Source organism: Neobacillus sp. Fa239 (assembly GCF_055395235.1).
This window is the reverse complement of record NZ_AP041611.1, coordinates 2,729,238-2,748,386: the sequence shown is the minus strand read 5'-3', so window position 1 is coordinate 2,748,386 and position 19,149 is coordinate 2,729,238. Positions and strand designations below refer to the sequence as shown.

General features: G+C 36.5%; 23 protein-coding genes. 3 read left to right on the top strand and 20 right to left on the bottom strand.

Annotation, left to right across the window (positions count from 1 at the left end):
• Positions 1-230: 230 nt before the first annotated feature.
• Complete coding sequence (locus ACZ5XR_RS13230) at positions 231-524, top strand: hypothetical protein (protein WP_464502085.1); 294 nt, start codon at positions 231-233, stop codon at positions 522-524.
• A 651-nt stretch (positions 525-1,175) separates the two neighbouring features.
• On the opposite strand, the gene ACZ5XR_RS13225 is transcribed toward ACZ5XR_RS13230, so the two are convergent.
• The 3 genes from ACZ5XR_RS13225 to ACZ5XR_RS13215 form a co-directional block, all read right to left on the bottom strand.
• Positions 1,176-1,355: a DUF2187 family protein gene (locus ACZ5XR_RS13225; protein WP_464502084.1), complete on the bottom strand. Its 180-nt coding sequence runs from the start codon at positions 1,353-1,355 to the stop codon at positions 1,176-1,178.
• A 184-nt stretch (positions 1,356-1,539) separates the two neighbouring features.
• On the bottom strand, positions 1,540-1,977 hold the full coding sequence (locus ACZ5XR_RS13220) for a VOC family protein (protein ID WP_464502083.1): 438 nt from the start codon (positions 1,975-1,977) through the stop codon (positions 1,540-1,542).
• Positions 1,978-2,156: 179 nt separating this feature from the next.
• Positions 2,157-2,693 carry a sugar O-acetyltransferase gene (locus ACZ5XR_RS13215; protein ID WP_464502082.1) on the bottom strand — a complete coding sequence of 179 codons (537 nt, stop codon included), beginning with the start codon at positions 2,691-2,693 and terminating at the stop codon, positions 2,157-2,159.
• A gap of 260 nt (positions 2,694-2,953) precedes the next feature.
• Between ACZ5XR_RS13215 and ACZ5XR_RS13210 the strand changes: the two genes are divergently transcribed.
• Complete coding sequence (locus tag ACZ5XR_RS13210; protein ID WP_464502081.1) at positions 2,954-3,283, top strand: hypothetical protein; 330 nt, start codon at positions 2,954-2,956, stop codon at positions 3,281-3,283.
• A gap of 267 nt (positions 3,284-3,550) precedes the next feature.
• Here ACZ5XR_RS13210 and ACZ5XR_RS13205 read toward each other — a convergent pair whose 3' ends face one another.
• The 5 genes from ACZ5XR_RS13205 to ACZ5XR_RS13185 form a co-directional block, all read right to left on the bottom strand.
• The gene (locus ACZ5XR_RS13205) at positions 3,551-3,787 is read right to left on the bottom strand and encodes a hypothetical protein (RefSeq protein WP_464502080.1); all 237 of its coding nucleotides are present in this window, start codon (positions 3,785-3,787) and stop codon (positions 3,551-3,553) included.
• 404 nt (positions 3,788-4,191) lie between these two features.
• Positions 4,192-5,064, bottom strand: coding sequence for a YitT family protein (locus ACZ5XR_RS13200; RefSeq protein WP_464502079.1), 873 nt, complete (start codon positions 5,062-5,064; stop codon positions 4,192-4,194).
• A 142-nt stretch (positions 5,065-5,206) separates the two neighbouring features.
• Positions 5,207-5,383 (bottom strand): DUF5316 family protein, encoded by a 177-nt coding sequence (locus ACZ5XR_RS13195; RefSeq protein ID WP_464502305.1) that lies wholly within the window; start codon positions 5,381-5,383, stop codon positions 5,207-5,209.
• 736 nt (positions 5,384-6,119) lie between these two features.
• A complete protein-coding gene (locus ACZ5XR_RS13190) occupies positions 6,120-6,617 on the bottom strand; it encodes a hypothetical protein (RefSeq protein ID WP_464502078.1) in 498 nt (165 codons plus the stop codon).
• A 1,117-nt stretch (positions 6,618-7,734) separates the two neighbouring features.
• Positions 7,735-8,292 (bottom strand): GNAT family N-acetyltransferase, encoded by a 558-nt coding sequence (locus ACZ5XR_RS13185; protein WP_464502077.1) that lies wholly within the window; start codon positions 8,290-8,292, stop codon positions 7,735-7,737.
• Positions 8,293-8,468: 176 nt separating this feature from the next.
• Between ACZ5XR_RS13185 and ACZ5XR_RS13180 the strand changes: the two genes are divergently transcribed.
• A complete protein-coding gene (locus tag ACZ5XR_RS13180) occupies positions 8,469-8,954 on the top strand; it encodes a DinB family protein (RefSeq protein WP_464502076.1) in 486 nt (161 codons plus the stop codon).
• Positions 8,955-9,737: 783 nt separating this feature from the next.
• On the opposite strand, the gene ACZ5XR_RS13175 is transcribed toward ACZ5XR_RS13180, so the two are convergent.
• The 12 genes from ACZ5XR_RS13175 to ACZ5XR_RS13120 form a co-directional block, all read right to left on the bottom strand.
• The gene (locus ACZ5XR_RS13175) at positions 9,738-10,058 is read right to left on the bottom strand and encodes a low molecular weight protein tyrosine phosphatase family protein (RefSeq protein ID WP_464502304.1); all 321 of its coding nucleotides are present in this window, start codon (positions 10,056-10,058) and stop codon (positions 9,738-9,740) included.
• A gap of 417 nt (positions 10,059-10,475) precedes the next feature.
• Complete coding sequence (locus ACZ5XR_RS13170) at positions 10,476-10,697, bottom strand: YiaA/YiaB family inner membrane protein (RefSeq protein ID WP_464502303.1); 222 nt, start codon at positions 10,695-10,697, stop codon at positions 10,476-10,478.
• A 229-nt stretch (positions 10,698-10,926) separates the two neighbouring features.
• Positions 10,927-11,316, bottom strand: a complete 390-nt coding sequence (locus ACZ5XR_RS13165; RefSeq protein ID WP_464502075.1) for a VOC family protein — start codon at positions 11,314-11,316, stop codon at positions 10,927-10,929.
• Between the two features lie 40 nt (positions 11,317-11,356).
• Positions 11,357-11,755: a CBO0543 family protein gene (locus ACZ5XR_RS13160; RefSeq protein WP_464502302.1), complete on the bottom strand. Its 399-nt coding sequence runs from the start codon at positions 11,753-11,755 to the stop codon at positions 11,357-11,359.
• Positions 11,742-11,978: a hypothetical protein gene (locus ACZ5XR_RS13155; protein WP_464502074.1), complete on the bottom strand. Its 237-nt coding sequence runs from the start codon at positions 11,976-11,978 to the stop codon at positions 11,742-11,744. The genes ACZ5XR_RS13160 and ACZ5XR_RS13155 overlap by 14 nt, the downstream gene beginning before the upstream one ends.
• 366 nt (positions 11,979-12,344) lie before the next feature.
• Complete coding sequence (locus tag ACZ5XR_RS13150; RefSeq protein ID WP_464502073.1) at positions 12,345-13,109, bottom strand: amino acid ABC transporter ATP-binding protein; 765 nt, start codon at positions 13,107-13,109, stop codon at positions 12,345-12,347.
• The gene (locus ACZ5XR_RS13145; protein WP_464502072.1) at positions 13,106-13,810 is read right to left on the bottom strand and encodes an amino acid ABC transporter permease; all 705 of its coding nucleotides are present in this window, start codon (positions 13,808-13,810) and stop codon (positions 13,106-13,108) included. Before ACZ5XR_RS13145 ends, ACZ5XR_RS13150 begins: the two co-directional genes overlap by 4 nt.
• Positions 13,811-13,821: 11 nt before the next feature.
• A complete protein-coding gene (locus ACZ5XR_RS13140; RefSeq protein ID WP_464502071.1) occupies positions 13,822-14,679 on the bottom strand; it encodes a substrate-binding periplasmic protein in 858 nt (285 codons plus the stop codon).
• 120 nt (positions 14,680-14,799) lie between these two features.
• A complete protein-coding gene (locus ACZ5XR_RS13135; RefSeq protein ID WP_464502070.1) occupies positions 14,800-16,083 on the bottom strand; it encodes a threonine synthase in 1,284 nt (427 codons plus the stop codon).
• Positions 16,080-17,285: a M24 family metallopeptidase gene (locus tag ACZ5XR_RS13130; RefSeq protein ID WP_464502069.1), complete on the bottom strand. Its 1,206-nt coding sequence runs from the start codon at positions 17,283-17,285 to the stop codon at positions 16,080-16,082. Before ACZ5XR_RS13130 ends, ACZ5XR_RS13135 begins: the two co-directional genes overlap by 4 nt.
• A gap of 66 nt (positions 17,286-17,351) precedes the next feature.
• Positions 17,352-17,990, bottom strand: a complete 639-nt coding sequence (locus ACZ5XR_RS13125; protein WP_464502068.1) for a helix-turn-helix transcriptional regulator — start codon at positions 17,988-17,990, stop codon at positions 17,352-17,354.
• 651 nt (positions 17,991-18,641) lie between these two features.
• Positions 18,642-18,968, bottom strand: coding sequence for a DUF3870 domain-containing protein (locus tag ACZ5XR_RS13120; protein WP_464502067.1), 327 nt, complete (start codon positions 18,966-18,968; stop codon positions 18,642-18,644).
• Positions 18,969-19,149: the final 181 nt, after the last annotated feature.

Sequence of the window (19,149 nt, the reverse complement as noted above, 5' to 3'; positions counted from 1 at the left end):
GATTGGTTGCTAACCTTCCATCAGGCGGAAGAGATCTACCCGCTATTCCAAAAAACGTATAAGTATTTAAATCAGGAATTTTATGCTTTTATTATATCCACATTATCCCTAAGCGCTTAAAAATAGTTGCCCTTTACGTATTATAAATAGGAGAAAAATCCCAACTTAGCTTTAAGAACATTTTGGGAAAGATACTAGTAACACTAAGATACTAAATGGGGTGGCATGAAGTGGAAAAACAAATTCAAGAGTTGTCAGAACAAACGGAACACAAAGAAATAGTAAAATATACGCAGCATGTACTGGAGGCTATTGATAAATTAACGGATGAGCATCGACGGATCGTATCTTTAAACTCACTAGCTGGGATAAAACCCAACGGGGAACGGGAACATAGTTTTTACAGAAGTATGCGTGATATAAAGCGAATTCTTATCACTGAATTAGAAAAAACCATTGAGGATTTTAAGCATCTTGGTGACAAACATTATGTTAGAAATTATCCAGATGGCGTAAAAGAATAACGAACAAATGGGCATGTGTTTTACTATTAACATGGAAATATAGCATTGAGTAACATTTCCCTTCTTCCACGGAACTACCAGCTAGAAGACTTATTGAACTATGGCCCCCCTATAGTCATCTGGGTCCGTGAAGGTCCGCTCTTTATCGGTTGGGGCGCTGGGGTGAGCACCAGGTTTGATAAATAAGCGGAGAAATCACTCTTAATCAGGAAATTGCACTGAAAATACCTTAAATAGACGGAGAGATTCCGCCTATTGACTCGAAAAAGGTGAAAATGGGAGATATTTCTTTGCATAACCGGAAATCCTTCCCTTATTTCTCCCGAAAAGAGCTCCATTCTGGATTTAACCGAAAAATCTCCGTTTATTTTAAATATCACTGGTTACTCTAAGCATTTTAAGATAAATTGTCTTATAAATTGTGGGTAAAATTGTTGGGGTGCATCTCCCTATCCAAATTTTTATGTAATTTCCACTCAAATGGCAATAAAAAATGAGTGTCAACTTCATATGCAAATTGACACTCATTTTAACTACCATTTTTAATGTTTGTGATAGGAAACAAGGCGGTCTATTTGGTTCGCCCATTTTGTTTAATCATTTTGTTTGTATCTCATATCCTTTAACAACTTATCTCATAAAAAAATGTCTTTAAGAATCAGCAATCTTATAATTTTTATGATTGACTATTGTTGTTAGAGGTACGTTTTTTTCTTCATTGTATCCGTATTCAACAATAACAGAATTTTCTCTCACAACCGTAACACTTCCATTATAACTTTTCCCTTCACGCTTAAATAAAATATTGTCCCCGATTTTAGCAGTTGCCATTTTATCACCCCGAACTTATTATTTTCAGCAAAGATAAAATGATGCAAGAACAATGAAAATAAAAGCTGTAATTTTTTCGAATAAAAAAGAAGGCTGCCGCAGCAAAGCCTTGTTAAATTCATGCCCGCAATAGTTTAACAAGAAATCTTTAAAGTTGAAGATTATATAAAGTCCGATTCAATATTTATCTGATTTTCTCCGCCAACTCTAAAATAATTCCCTCTGGACCACGAACGTAGCATAACTTATAACTTTCTTCATATTGCTCTATCTCACTAAAGATTTCCGTGCCCTTCTTTTTCAATTTTGCAACAATAGCTTCAAGATCTTCAACAGCAAAACAAATATGTCGGATACCCAGCGTATTTGCAAAAGGTTGCTGAATATCTTTTTCATCTGCCGGCGTATAAAATTTGACTAGCTCTATCCAGGCCTGACCATCTGGCATCCCCAATCCTACACATGCCGTTTTAACATCATTTAGCCCGACGATTCTGTCCAATTGTTCTCCATCCATTTCCCATTCCGCTTTCACTTCAAGGCCTAAATCAAGAAAAAACGCTTTAGCCTCTGAAAGATCATTTACGTTTATACTCACATGATCTATCCTATTGATCTTCATATCTCATACCTCCTATGTTCCTGTTATTTTCAATACCAGTGTTCGTGTAAGGTTTGTTTGAAATTCTAATTCGCTTAAATCAGGAAAATATCCTTCATCAAAAAACCTCCGTTAGCAAAAGAAGAAAGCCGCCAAAAATGGAAGCCAGATCTCACAATCTTTCTTGTAAAAATAGAACTTTATATACTTTTCAATATCTTCGCTGGATTTCCCGCCACTATGGAATTAGTAGGTACATCTTTCGTAACAACAGAACCAGCAGCAATAATTGAATTATTACCAATAGCAATTCCAGGTAGGATAACACAACTGCCACCAATCCACACATCATTTCCTATTGTTATTGGAATCGCATAACCACTCTTGTTTCTATCTTTAGGTTCAATTGAATGACCGGCGGTGTATAGTCCAACATTAGGACCAATCATACAGTTGTCACCAATCCTTACTTCTGCCATATCTAATATTGTACAGTTATATCCAGCATAGAAGTTGTCTCCAATGTGGATGTTGTATCCTAAGTCAAAGTGGAAATTATGCTCAATACTCGGATTTACTCCGACACTTCCGAATAATTCCCTTATAATTTCATCTTTTCTTTCTGAATCTTCGATTGGACAATTGTTAAACTCTTGAACAAGTTTATGGCAAATGATATTTTTCAAACTTAGTTCTTCCGTACCTCGTTCGTAGTAGATTTTCTCTTTATCCTCCATATCTAGTCTCCTTTCTTCAGTTATTTATAAAATACCACATTTTCTTCAAGTAACCTCTCACGTTAGCGGAACAAGAAAAGCGATTGCCCTTGTAGAACAATCGTACCCGTTACATCTATTTTCATTTTAAATCTTCGTTCTTTAGCTTTGGAACTTTTTGTCGAAAATCAATCTTTTACAACCATTTTTTAAGACGATAAAATAAATACATGGTTAATTATTTTGAAAATTAAAACTATTTCACGAAAGGGGTGCCGTTTATGTTGAAAACTGAATTTTGCCTGCATCAAAAGAAGATTATCACATTGCCAGCTGATGTCATTAAACAGATCGAGGAAAATCAAAATTTAGCAGCTTTGCGGGTTGATTTCGAAAATCGTTATACCCTTCAAATTATTGTGTTTCCAACACAGTGGGATTGCCCTACCCGGGATCTGGAAATTTCCCTTTATAAAAAGGAAGAGAATCATTTGATCCAGTTGAATAAATCATCTGTTTTAAATTCATCTCTATTGCCCTCCCTGTTGGGAAAACATTCCCTTCGAACGGAAAACGGCGAAATCTTGGAATTTAGTATCATTGCCCATTAACTCTTTTCCATTTTATTTGCGGTTACTACTATTAAAATGAACTTTCCATTTTTAATGTCAAAAAAGAGATTAAAAGTCATCACATAAATGCACTATACACCAAACTACAACAAAAAAATGTAAAGTAAAAAACATAACATTTCGCACCGCTTTTTGCGGTGCTTTGTCTTGAAAAAACAGCTGAATCTTATACTTTAAGTAAAATCCTTCACAATCTCTTGTGAGGAGAAATATCACATAAAAAAGGAGCAGCATTTAGCCACTCCTTTAACCAATATTTTCACGTCGTTTTTGTCTATTTCTTTGTAATTCGCTTTGTTTCCATATGTATTTTTGCATATACAATTTAAGCACTTCTGCCATTGACTTTCCATTTCGTTCAACAGCATCCTGAAAGGTATCTTTTACTTTTTGTGGAACATCGATCACTAATTGAACATTTTCTATATTAACTTGATTTCTCTTTTTACCTCCATCTTGTGTTTTTTCATTTTTATGACACATGACTTACTCCTCCTGCTGTATTTTGTTATGGATACCAACAATAATTCGAATTAATCTCAAGAGATAAAATATTTCAAATATTTTTTTAAATTATATCAACTGAAAACGCATACATTATAATTTTTTTATCTTCAAATTTCGACATAATTTCTTTTTCTCGATAAATGTGTTTAAACATAAAAAAAGAGGAGCATTTCAGCCACCTTTCGTAAAAAAATATTTACTTAATTCCTTGCACAAAATGCTACTCTGGGATTGGACAATTTTTGTTAAGCATCCAGCCATGGGCATTAAGAATGATTTTACTTCTCTAATGGGCGGGGTTTTTATTACTTGATTTTTCTATTCCTTGTTGAACTAAAACGCCCAGTTTACTTTAAGTGTAATGGTTCACAAAGTTCTATCTAATGAATGTTATTCTTTCTGAAATTACCTCCCTTAACTTCTGCCATATCATATACTGTTACGAAAGATTTTGGATCTATTTCGTTAATAATTTCTTTTAGTTTAGTTTCTTCTAAGCGGTTAATGACACAGGTAATTTCAATAAACTTTTCGTGAGAAAAGCCGCCATAAACCTCGTTGAATGTTGCACTTCGTCCTAGACGGTCACGTATAGTCTCCACTATTAATCCAGGTTGAGTTGTAATTATTTTAAAGGTTTTAGAGCCGCTCAAGCCTTCTTCTACTATATGAATCACCTTTGAAGCTATATAGTAAGCAATTGCCGATAGGATTGCTCCTTGTAATCCAAATACGGTTGAAACCACAATAAATACAAAAACATTTAAGAAAAGAATGAAGTCACTTGTCCCAAACGGTAATTTTCGAGATAGTAATACAGCAAGCATATCGATTCCATCTAACGCACCGCCATTACGTAAGGCTAAACCCATTCCGAATCCGAGGATAATACCACCTACAACGGTGATTAACAAAGTATCCCCTTCAATAATAGCTGGTGTATGGTGAAACACAATCGTACCAATAGATAGTGAAACAATTCCGATAATCGAAAAAAAAGCAAAACTTTTTCCGATTTGTTGATAACCTAACCAGATAAATGGGATATTTAAAATAGCAATCAGAACTCCTAATGGTAGTCCGAATAGTTCGGAACCAACAATACTTAAACCAGTAACTCCTCCATCTGATACGTTGTTTGGGATTAATACTGATTCTAATCCATATGCAGCTATAAAGCCCCCAATAATGACTAATAGTCCTCGTAAAATCAATTTTATTTTATTAGACCTATGCTTTTTGAGTGTACTCATATAAATCCTCTCTTCATATAGGTTTTTTACAAGTGTATCAAAAATCTTCTTTAATTACTGCGTTATTGAACTCCTGCCCGTTAGTGGAACAAGAAAAAGGCTTTACTCTTGGCGAAGCAAAGCACTATGAATTAATTTTTTATTAGATAAAATATATTAGCCCTGAAATTACAAAAGCAATTATGCCGATGAGACCAGATATTAATGCAATCCTTGTTCTAAAACTTCTGTCTTCAGAAGTCTCTGTATTAAAATTTGCTACTTGTCGGTCTCCATCTACCCAAGCCCCGATAAAAATACCTGAAATAATAATACCCACTATCCCTACGATCAGAAAAAATTGAAACAATAAAACTCCCAGTTTTTCAACACTTTACAAATACATACGCATTAAAATTATCTTTGTTCCATATAATTTTTTCGATACAAAATGGAACAAGAAAAAAAGTCGCCGTAACGACCACTAATTGATGTACAAAAGCACTCCGTTACTTAAATTGTAATTCTTCACAAAATTTTTATGTTAAAAAAGGACTGTACTAAATTGAACAATCCAACAGCGAAAAATTATTTTTAAAAACTAAGAATTCTTGATAGTTTTTATAACTTTATCAGCAGAGTAGGCTGATAAAGGAATTGCTATTATGAATATAATCCACATACTCATTACATCAGCTGCTGGGCTTAAAGGAACGATCTGATTGAAAATATTGTTAATGATATTCAAGAAAATATAGAAAAAAATGCACATTAAGAATACAAAAACAAGTTTTATTATAATCTCCCCTTTTAAATCAAGCCAATTTTAATCAATAAACTCTGAAAAGTCATAAATGTAGAATTGCATTAGGTTCGTTCGTAAGTGCTTCCGAATGATCCAAACTCGCTTTAATAATCTCGTAGCTCATTATTAGCACCTCCCTGTTTGCTACCAACGTAATAACTGATTTCTTTGTATAATTCAACCTAGCAATTGGATTATCCTTCTTCAAGTAAACTGCCCCGTTTGTTGAATAAGAAATGGGATTGCCGCAGCACCCCACTCATGCACCCAGCTATTTGAATATAGACTGAAAAAAATTATAGCTGTTATATCTTTTCACTTTTTCAAACAAATACTGCACTCCATACAATATATACGCTTTATAGTGTATAAAAATAAAGAATTGAAAATAGTTTAAACGATTTAATCGAACAATTTTAAATACCTTAAGAATAGGTATTATACAAAAAACAAATAATCCGTCAGCAATCACATTAATCAATGCAAATTTTTTAAAGTTTCCATACGAAAATTTAAGGAACCACATAGAGATAGGAATGTAAGGTCCAATATCAAAAGGAAGTTCATCCCTAATAAATGATTGTGGCTTATCGTAAAACCTCCACCACTTCTTCTTACGTCCATACAAATGATTAATACTTTCAAAAATGCCTATAAAAACACTCGCTAAAAAATAACGTTTGATACTACGCCTACCTATAAATAATAACGATAACCAAGGTATCAGTATTACAAATATATTAAAAACTTTGTGTCTCTTTGAAGCCATATGTATATTCCTCCTTACCTAATTATTCTATTCTTTTTAATGTATCCCAAATTATAGTTAAAAAATCTTATTGCTTCTCGAACTAAACTGCCCCGTTACATAAGAAAAGCCGCCAAATAGGCAGCTGGAACTTCAACTCTTGCATCAGTTTGTTTAAGAAAGCCCTTGAATTTCGCATTTTAAACGTTCCTTTAATCCAACTTACTTTTTTAAGTTTTCATTTTAAGGTAGCAAACCAACCGCCGAAATTATAAGTTTTGAAGAAACGTGTAACATGTTGAAAACCTGCCTCATTCAATAATTCATTAATCCTTTCTTCCGACACAATAGGAATTTTATAAAAACTCTCCAGGAATTCACTGATTTCCTCGGGTGTACCCCCTTTACTTTGAAAGTGCTTTTTCCAGGCTTCTACTGATAATTGAAATTCAACTGAATCTTTGTCACCATACAAACTTACAAGTACCAAAGGGGACCCTGGCTATTCTAGATACCATTTAGAGGATTTTTGGAATCTTTTGTAAACATCGTCCAGCCATCCTGTATTTTGTTCTCTTTCCAACTGATGATTGGTTAATATCCAATGGGTAATATCCATTAGTTCCTCTTCAGTAAGGACCCTTTGAACATTTGCTAATTTGTCCAGCCAAGCAATGGCATAAGATTTTTTCTAGGAGATTGTAGACTTTATTGAAATTGTCAAATTGTTCGTTCCCTAAATTATTTATAGTATTTAAATATATCCAAGATGCAACCCAATTATCAATATCCAATCCCCTTCTTCAAGTTCAAAACTATTTGCAAAATAAGACGTTTGTTCAACTTCCTTTGTCCATTTGAAAGACATTTTTCCACCTTCTAATAAGTCATTAAAAAATATAGCGGATCGTTACAAGAAATCACTTCATAATTTACACTTGATTGCAATTTTTATTTTGGTTGCTGAAGTTTAAAATGGAAACTCCTAACTGAACCTGCCGGTTGGCTCCAATATAGCGGGATATGAATTTTTATCGTCGATGACATACAGAGCATTTCCGACTGCAAACATATCAACGAATGGCTCTCCGTTGTGTTCTTCGAAAATAGACAATAGAAACGGACCAGCTTTCTACAATTAAAACTCTTCTTTTAAAATAGAATACATTTTTAAATCTTGATGTTTTCCCTTTACAAACATCCCTTTTCTAATGATCCCTTCAAATGACATTCCCGTTTTTTCCATCACTCGTGCTGAACCGATATTTTCTAAAAAACACCTTGCTTGAATACGAACTAAATTCATTTTTTCAAAACCGAATTTAATTACTTCTTTTGCTGCCTCAGTAGTTAAGCCCATTCCCCAATAGTCTTGAGAAATAACATAGCCGATTTCAGCAATTTTGTGATTTGGTTGCCACCAAACAAAGTCGATAGTCCCTATGAGTTTTCCATTTTCTTTGTATTCGATTCCCCAAGGAGCCACTTGACTGATTTCATATTTGTGTAAGACAAAGCCAATAAATTCTTTTGTGTCGGATAATGTTTTATGTGTATTCCAAGTAACATACTTAGATACTTCTTCATTTGACCCATATGAAAACATATCTTCAGCATCATCTAAAGTAACTTTTCTAAGGACAAGACGTTCAGTTTCTAATATCGGTAAATCACCATATATTTTATCAATCTCCATATGATCCCCCCTCCAATTTAACTCGATAAACACTAATTCTATAAGGGTTTGTATTACTCCTTCATGTTGAAATAAACTGCCATGTTCGTGGAACGTTAATGGTGTCGTTAAAGGATTATTACCATTGAATTAAGAATATAAAGTAATAAAATTCTAAAAAATTGGAGAGTGGAAACATGATTCATGATATGAAGGAATATATAAAATATTTAGATGGGATTCATAAACGGACGATGCAATATGTGAAAGCAATACCTAATGAACTCCTAGATTGGAAACCTTCTGAAGAAAAATTTTCTACAGGAGATTTATTGCGGCATATCGCATCATCTCGACTAATGTTTCTAGGTTTATTTGAACATGGTTCGTGGACGTACACAGGACATGATCCTGGTAAAGGAACTTCTCTTGAGGATATTTCAAATTATATAGAGGCAAGTCAGAAAGAACTAACAGAGGGTCTATTAAAAGTTGCCAACGATATATTGACAAATAAAGTTTTAACCCTTCATGGTCATGAAGTTAGTGTTTGGAGAATACTTATGGCCATTCCAGAACATGAAATCCATCATCGTGGACAAATCTCTACTTATTTGCAAATAAACAAAATTGAACCTCCTCAAATTTTCGGCTTAAAAATTGAGCAAGTTAAAACATTGTAATTTAAGAAAGAGCTTTGGACATCAATTTCGTTCCGTTTTTTTAACATAAAATCACATAAAACCTTCGAAACAATCAATTAAACAATTCGATAAACATAAAAAACGCTTCAAGCGAACAAATCTAAAGGGTTCCGTTTTGAGGTGCTTTTTCCGAAATAATAGTCGTATTGGCATCGGTTTAAAAAAGTAAAATTAGCGGAGATTCTTCGGTTAATTGCAGAATGGAGCTCGTTTCGGGGTACATAGGGGGAGCTTTTCTGATTATGCAAAGCAAAATCCCTCATTTTCGAATTTTTTGAGTCAATAGGCGGAATCTCTCCGTCTATTTAAGCTTTTTTTTATGATAATTACAAATTAAGCGAAATTTTTCCGCCTATTTATCAGCTCGGATGCTTAACATGATTCCGCAACCGATAAGTGCGGACATCCTTGATCCTAGATGCGGTATCTGCAGCATTTATCGACCAGCTTATAAAGTTCAATAAAATTAGTACTCAAAACGGCACTGTAACTGACAGAAGTTTTGACCCTCTTTTTTATTCGTACAATACCTGAATACGGAACCCATTTCGAACAAATCACAGTGCGTTTTCTTGTGTAAATATATTAAGATTTTAACTGCGAATCGACTACAAAGGCTGGGTACATATTGACGATCAAATAAAAATTTGTTTCAAAAACAAAAGTACAAAGGATCACACCTCTGTACTTTTTGCATTTTGGAAAAAAATCACCCATTTATTCTTCTTAATCCATATTCAGTTGTTTTTTTGCCGATGATATTTAGATATGTTCTGAAACTCTTGATCTCAAAATCTCTATAAGTTCTTCATCCATAAATGTATAGTCATCAGGAATGTCTAAACAAATGACTTTCTTAGCTCCATTTAGCATTGGTCCATATTTTTCTCGCAGTCTTCTGATGTGTTTTTTTTCCATGACAAAAATTATATCCGCCCAACCTATATGTCCGCTAGTTACTTTAACGCGGGCATTTTGCTCTGTCCCCGCCGATCGAACTTGATGTCCGTTCACTTCGTGGAAAATTTTCTCTGCAGTTAAACTTCTCCACTTGTTGCGACTACAAATAAATAATAACTTTATTTTTCTCACCTTCCTCTTTATGATCATATCGTTCTTTCAAGAACTTTATTTCTGATACTTAAAGCCGTAGTAATACTGCAGCTGGTTGTTTAGGGTAAGCACCTAACTTTGAAGAAGAAGATTTTTACCGTCTTTTAAAAGGGATTGTACTATCGTCCGAAAAACAAACAAGCGTATTCAAAGAGTAATAAAAAATAACCCTGGTATATCTAAGTTGCTATACTTTTCCATTCATATGCTAATCTATTCTTTAAATTATTCCGGGACGTGAATCCGTATAAGAATTCACGCTAGAAACTTAGTGTAAATCACCTTATTGCTACCCTTATCAGAACCCGTAAGCCTAATGTACTGGTCTTTTTAGTGATGAATTTTTTTCGTAGGTTTTATATCCGGGATTACGCTCGAAAGAATGCGTTACTCTTTGTCTTCCGTTTTTTTTGCTTGGTCGAATTTTTCCTGAAGTTCCACCTCACGGTCTTCCTCATTGTCCCGGATGACTTTCGCCAAAACGAACGCAGCAGAAATCGCCCAAAGCATAGACCCTGCATAATAACCCTTTTCAACCAATTGCCAGCCAGCGTTATAAATTCCAACGATAATAAATGATAAAGCCAAAACGAATGATGTCCAAGCCATAAACGTGAAAGCTTGAGTATTGCGTCTTCTTTTTTTCAAAATTCTCACATCCATGCTTTTTATCATCATTGTATTAAATTCGTGAACAAAAAATGTTCTTTTCTAACATCACATTTCCTGATAGTTAAAAAACGGCTTTTCTTTAACTTTGTGGAGAAATACACTTAACTAACTTGCCGTTACTTCAATAAGAAAAGACTCCAGTATAGGAAGCCATTTATCTTTTTATTTATAAATCTTTCTGGTCAACATTTAGTTCAATCAAATTACCATCTGGGTCTGCACAGAAAATTTGTGCGAATCCACTTTTTCCGTACGGTTTTTCAATGATTTCAACTTCATTTTGTTTTAACCATTTAAGAGTGTCATAGTAGTTCTCGACTCTAAGGGCAAAGTGACCTTCTCTACTGGATAAGCTTTTATCCTGCCGAATGGTCTGTGAAGATGGTTCAACTATTAAGTGGATTTGCTTCCCCTCTATTTCATACCAGGCACCCGCAAAATCAAAATCAGGACGAGGTATCTCTTTTAAACATAAAGTATTCGTATAGAAATCTTTTGCTCTTTTCAAATTTGTGACAGTAAGACTTACATGATGGAGACATTTATATTTAATCAAAACCTTCACTTCTTTCATTTCAATTCATTTAATTTTTACTTTACTTACAAAGGATCAAACGATTTCGCCTTACTAATTCCAAAGCAATTAAATAAATAATAATATAAATTGGAAAGGAATAAAAAACACTCCATTTAACAGTGGAATAAAATCCAATCCATTCAAATAAAGGTTCGCCTAAAAATGAAGTCAATGCGGAATAAATTACCGCCTTAAAAAAGGGATTAAAAGTTGGTTTAAATTGTAACCAAAGCATAAGAGTGACAGGTATTAAAGTAAAATCCCAAGGTAGAAACGTTGGAATGGTAGGCAATACTCTCCCAGAATAATGCCAAAGCCCAAATATCAATCCCAAAAAATCAAACCAAGAAGCAACAATTAACCCAAAACTTCCAGCTAAAAGTAATCTTGCTTCACTTCCACGTTTACGAAGTAAAATCCATACAATCCAAGGAATTTATTGATAAGGCTGCTGAAAGCCAAAACTCCCGGTGCCATAACGTATGTCCATTCCAGTAGTTTATATAATCCACTTCTACTCGATGGATTCTTTGAAAAAACTTATCAGAGTTAATAATCTCTTCTTTACTGATTAATTGTTTCACTTTATAGTCACCTTTAAAAAGATAATTTCTATACCAGTTTCCCCCATCCTTGTTCACCTATTCTGCTCCATTAGGAAAGCACAATGACAGCTTTATCATTAACTCTCGCACTCCGTTAGTGGAATGAGAATCTAGCCACCTTAATTCGGGAATTTTCTATTTAATAAACTCAATAATAATTGTTTCATACCCCACCTCATTCGGTTTTAAATTGATTTTACCATTTATAAACAATTTTCAGAATACAAAAAGAAAGCAAACCCCATAGATGATTACAACAATGGCTGAGAAAAAACAAAAGCTGCAGCCAAAATAGGCAGCAGCTTTTGTTAACATACTAGAATTTATTGTAATAGCTCCTGATAGTTTTGAAACCTTTGTTTTTAAAGTTATATAGACTTTAAATTTCACCGCCACATATAGTCATTCGCGTTCCGGATAGAGTACTCGGCTAATAAATTCCTTCGTCCGATCCTTTTTTGGGTTTTTGAAAAAGTTTCTCGCTTCTCCTTCCTCGATGATTACTCCTCCATCCATAAAGATAATCCGATCGGCCGCTTCCTCTGCAAACTTCATTTCATGGGTAACTAGCACCATTGTCATGCCTTCTTCGGCTAGACCCTTGATAACCTTTAAAACCTCTCCAACTAATTCGGGATCTAATGCGGATGTTGCTTCATCAAAAAGCATTACTTTAGGATTCATCGCTAAAGCTCTGGCAATGGCTACTCGTTGTTTTTCTCCACCAGAAAGTTGATGGGGGTATTTATAGAGGTGCTCTCCCATTCCAACTTTATTTAGGTAATAAACGGCTTGTTCATGTGCTTCCTTTTTGGATTTTTTTCTAATTTTAAGCTGTGCGAACATTACATTTTCTAAAACATTTTTAAAGGAAAACAAATTAAATTGTTGAAATACCATTCCAATATCTGCTCTTATTTTCGCAATATGCTTTTCGTTCCTTTTAAGAATGGGGTCAACAAACTTTTCTCCATCTAAAATGATTTCACCGCTGCTTGGCTCTTCCAAATAATTTAAGCATTTCAATAGGGTTGATTTACCTGTCCCAGAAGGTCCGATAATGACTACCTTTTCTCCTTTTTTTATAAAAAGATCTATTCCCTTTAGTATTTCTTTATTTTTAAATGATTTACGGAGATTCTTGACCTGGACAATATAATCATTCATTCAAATGACATCCTTTTCTCTATCATTCTTACTAATTTTGCAAGAGGAAAACTAATAATAAAATAAGTTAAAGCAAGGATTGAATATGATTCTATTGTCAAAAAGCTCTGTGACGCATATGTTTCAGCCCGAAGAGTGATTTCGCTAACGGTAATTAATGATAACAAGGATGTATCTTTTATCATCATGACCAAATAGTTCCCAAACACTGGAATGGCAGCTCTTAATGCTTGGGGCAATACAACTTGGTAGTATGCTTGTTTTGTCGTAAATCCTAGTGATAAAGCTGCTTCTTTTTGCCCCTGATCAATGGCAAGGACACCTGCACGAACGACCTCGGACAAATATACACTATAGTTAAGTGCTAAACCGATAATGCCTGCCAATACAGGATTGAGCTCCATTCGAAATTCAGGTATAAAAAATTGGACGCCAATCATGATTAACAATGGCACAACATAATAAATAAAAATAAGTTGAACTAATAGAGGTGTCCCTCTAATTAGTTCAAGTAATACAACCAAGACAAATCGCAGCCATTTAAACTTGCTTAAACGCCCCATGGCAATTAAGATTCCTATAATTAGAGCAATTAAAAAGGCAAATATAGTAACCTCAAAAACAACCCACAACCCATGAAGCATATTTGGTACCAGGTCATGAACTGCCTTTGGAAAATTCAATGCTTTTAAAACATTCAACTATATCACCCTTATTTAATATTTGTCATTTGATCTTCCCCAGTAGGAACCATAAAAGTCTTATCAATCCCATATTTATCAAATACCTGTGCGATAAAACCATTATCCTTTAATTTTTTCATTTCTTGATTAATGGCATCCAGGAGTGAAGTATCAGAACTTTTTGGCCCTGCAACAGCAATCATTCCAACATCTTTTGATTGATAATCAGGGGCTAATTTTAATGACAAGTTTGCACTCTGATGCAATGTGTAAGATCCAATAAATCCATCCAATAATGTTGCATCGACCTTACCTGTATTAACGGCTAAAAGCATGTCATTGGTTGAAGTGAATACAACCACTTTACCAATCTTACCTTCTTGTGCCCACTGGTTGGCAGTCGCAACAAATATTCCGCCCTTTTGAACAGCAACCGATTTATTTTTTAAATCTGAAAGAGATTTAATGGAAGAATCGTTGCTCACAACTAATGATTCTCCTTCTTTAAACCAGACATTACTGAAATTGATAACTTTTTTTCTATCAGGATTAACATAAATTCCTTCAGCCGCAATATTGATGCTACCTTTATTTAATTCGACAAAAAGTTTATCAAAATCAATTTGTTTCCATTCTACTTTCTTAATTCCAAGATCTGCGGCAATCTTATTAAATATTTCAATATCCATCCCCTTCCATACTCCATTATCAATATACGTAAACGGTGCCCCTTGACCATCTGATCCTATCGTCAACACACCGTTTTGCTTTGCTTCTTCTAATTGGTTAAGGGATTTTTTACTGGCGTTATTTGATGTAGAATTACCACATGCTGAAAGACCGATTAACAATAAACATGCAAAAATACTAACCATCATTCTTTTCATACCATTTCCCCCTTTGTTTTTTGAAAAACTCTCTAAGTCCTTACCAGCTTGTGCTCGCACTTGCCAAACAAATGTTACGAATGACCGTTTCCATTAAGGTTCCGTTTAAAGGCCTCTGGGTCACATTTGTACTCCCATTTCAAACGAATACGTCTCATACATAACTCGTGTTAAATCCTCTACATTCGGTTGCACCAATGGCACAGGCGGCAAGTATTTTGCCGCAGTACCAGGATCCTTAAGCCCTGATGAAGTCAGTAAAACAACAACGGTATCGTTCCTGTTTATACGACCATCAAGAAGTAAACCTTCAACGGCCGCTACTGCCATTGCAGACGATGCTTCAGCAAACAAACCTTCTTCTTTTGCCAACCGTTGCTGCATGGCGAGCGTTTCCTCGTCCGATACTGTAAAACCGCTGCCTCCCGAAACGTATAACGTTTTTAATCCTTGATAGGTGCCAACAGGCGTTGCAACAGAGAAGGCCACAGATGGACCACTTGGCACTTCGAGCGGCACCCTACGCTGCAGTTCCACTGTTTTGGCTAGGGCGCCAAAAGGCTCGATGGCAATCAATTTCGGCAGCTTGTCAATCAAGTTTAACTGCTTTAGATTGAGAAATCCCTTCCAAATTCCAAGCAAAGCATCTGCATATGCGGTGGGTACCAGAATCTTATCAGGAACTTCCTTCAAGTCCTCGATAATCTCAACCGCTATGCTTTTATAACCGTCCAGAGCGTATGGATTACTTCCGATCGGGGGATAGACAAAACCACTCATCGGGTACCATCCTAGGTTTCGTACCCCATGTTCCATCAACGTCCAGCGATCTCGTGGCGTAGGTGTTGCTACTAGCAACGCCCCGTACGATTGCATTAAGGTTTTCATCGTTTGCGGGACGGATGTCGTCGTAAAGGCGATACATGGCAACCCTGCGCGTGCCGCATAGGCCGCAGTAGAAGCTCCGTGGTTTCCTGTGGAGGAGACGGTGATCACATTTGCCCCCATCTCTTTCGCTTTTGTGACTCCAACACTACAGAGCCGATCTTTATGAGACCATGTGGGATTGCGGGACTCATCTTTCGCGTATAGGTTGACCATACCAAGTTGTTGTCCAATTCGCTCCAACCGGACAAGCGGTGTGTTCCCTTCGTTTAGAGACACGGGAACGGTCTCTTGTTTTACCGGGTAGAGGTAGCGGTAAGACCAGATTCCCGGTTCATTCGGTTTACGAAGAGTATCTCCTTGTACCCCCGCATTGAGAGCCTTTTTTTGGACATCTACTGTCGTCGTGTAGTTGGAAGTCACTCCTTCTTCAAGACAATGAGGACAAGCGCCGAAAGCCCAATCGGCCTTCGGTTCACGCCCGCAGCGAATGCAAAACAATTCTTTATGTTCGCTCATCGCTTTTTACTCCCAAGCACGTAAAGCTCTTTTGGCGACTCTATGAATAGGCGGCATCCGTCTTCCGTCACAACCAGTGTGTCTTCTACTTGCACTCCGCCCCATCCTAACTCGTAATACGGTGTCTCTAGGCAAAACGTCATTCCAGCCTCTAACACTTGCTTGACCCCTGGCGCAACCGTCGGGCTTTCGTAAACCTCCATTCCTATTGCGTGCCCTACATGATGTCTTTGATAATGTGGAATGCCCGCCGCGCGGACACTGTTTACCGCGATGTCAAAAAGCGTTTCCACAGAAACTCCCGGACGGACGGCCGCTATCACATCCATCAGCCCTTTATATATCGCTGAATAATATCTCGATACCTTTTCCGACGGGGTCCCCACTACTGCTGTTCTCGCTATATCCGAGCGATACCCTTTATACACACACCCAAGATCAAATCGGATGATATCTCCATCATTAATCATTCGTTCGGTAACAGGTGTATCCGCATACGCTGAGCGCTCACCGCTTGAAATAACCGTAAAAAAAGGTGATGCTCCTTGTGACACAACATACTGCTCGTAGGTCTGGGCCAACTCCCTTTCTGTCATGCCAATTTCAAATCGTTGACATACTTCTTCGATACCATCGCGCGCAATTTCCGCAGCTCGTTGCAAACATTCCACTTCTTGTGCTTCCTTTAGCGAGCGACTTTGTTTCAGCAAGCCCGCTCCGCGAATGACCTCAGAAATGTTGAACTGCTCCTGGAACTGCAACCAACAGTCCACGTTTATGCCGTCTTCTTCAACGGCTATTCTTCGAGCAGATGGGGCTAACTCCAGGAAAGCCCTATTCAATGCCTCTAAAGGTGTTGCCTGAGATTGATCATAACGTTCCTTTATGGCGTGTGAATTGGAATTTAATCTACTAAATACAAATTGAAAGTTTCCATAACCAAAGAATAATGAAGGTGGAAAGCCTCCTTCTATAGCTGAGGGTAACTCCGCCCTCCCTGCAATCAATCCCACACGTCCTTCTTGGTTCACAACCGCGTAAACCTGTGTCCCACGTAAAATTTGATGACTGATGCTGGTGTACCCTGTCAAGTACTGAATACTTTCCAACGTGGTGGCGATGAGCAGGTCAATATCATTTTCGACCATGGCTTTACAACAGTTTTGTATTTGAGCTTCCGTATTGCGACTCACGGCAAGCATCCTCTCTTTTTCTAAACTTTGTAATTACATCTTGACTTAACCAATCTATAGTCTAGTAAAATTCTTCTAGACTATTGGAACTTCATCTTCCACCCGAAGTTCCTTTAAGTACTTGTAGATACTAAACTTGGACACCTGTAGACGGGCCGCTACCTCATCGACTGCTCCTTTCATCAAAAATACCCCTTTTGCGTCCAATTCGCGGACAAGTTCCATTCGTTGGTCTTTGTCGAGAAGCCGGCTTTGGTTTTGTATCTCCTCATTGAGTACCTCATCGATCACCTCTTTGAACGTAGATGGAAACTGAATGTCATCTTTAACCGAATCGTTATCACTCATGTTTTCACTAAAGTGAAGTCCATTGATCAAACGTTTTGCCGCTTCAAAATCAGTGAGATCAATATTGACTCCGAGACTCCCAATCACTTTCCCCTTTGAATTTCGGATAAAAATGCTAGATGACCGAATCAGTTGGCCGTTTGGCCCCGTCACCTTGACGTTGAGGATATCTTGAACGCTATCGCCATATTCGCGATAGACTTTCAACAACCGTCCAGTCAAGGGAGCACCCACCGTTCTTTTAGTAAGGTTTCCTGCCAGGTGAACGAGTGAATGCGCAGGATCTGTATAGTCATGTATCACAAATTCATAGTTTGGACCTAGTATTGCTGCTAAACTGTCCACGACAGGTCTTAACAGTTGCAACGGCGATTGTTTTTGCAATACTACGTACTCCTTTCTAATTCATTTTCATGAAGTGCAAATTGATTTACTGTACTTCAGGTCTATTCAGATATCCCCTGCCACATTTGTGGCAATCAACTTACTGCAGGTGAATGTTTACAAATGTTTGGAATGAAGACCTAACATCTTACAAACATTTGTATTCAACCTAATATAGAATTAGAGCAAAATTATTGTTGCTAATTTCAAATTTTTTGTAAGTGAAGTAAAGCGAGGTTAGTTTGGCTCTTTCATCTCCAAAGGATTTGTTTCTCTATGTAGAAATACTAGAGTTATAGGACGTAAGAACAGGATGAAAACGGTGGAAAAGACGAGCTAAAACACTGGAGATCTGAAATATATAATGTATAAAGGAGAACGGTGCTTATTCCTGGAAGTCGATGAAGGTCGAGGGTCGCAGCAACCTAGTGATTTTTAGTGAAGAAGTTTATAAACGATTAGGAATTTAACGATATGGAATACTTTCGACAGACCGTCTTTTTGCCGAACATAAAAAAGAAGCTGCCCGAGTTTGAACAGCTCATAAAGTAGCTATGATATAATTTGACCAAGTGATCTCAGGCAAAAGCCTTTCGCAAAGTCGAGAAAAAAGCTTTAGCAATCCTGGAATTGTTACTTTTCACTGGATTTCAGTTGTTCATAATGGAGAGCCATATCTTTTAATGCTGCTACCAGCGCATTTGTTCCCTTACCACAATAATAAGTTTGGATTCCGTCGATTGCTTCATCCACTCCGTCCTTTAAACTAATTCCCTTCAATAGTTGTCCTATGAAATTACGTCCATGTTCTGTAGCCAATGTACAAGATGCTTCTATTATAACCCCATATTTTCTATCTATTTCTGCGGTAATCGTCAATGTATCATAGACACTTTTGGCTGCCATTCCTTGGGGTAAACGTGCGTGTCCGGCAATAAAAAGAGTTTTTTCATTAAACATATGAAACTACACCTCTTAAAAAAAATTATGTAAATGACTTGTGCTTATTCTATTCATTTCACCTGTACTGGAATACGCCATACCGTAGCTCCAGGTCGCTATGCAATCCCGCACAGTTGATTCCCATTATTGCTTTTATTTTACCACGTGTAGTTTCAAAAGTAACCCTATCAGATACATC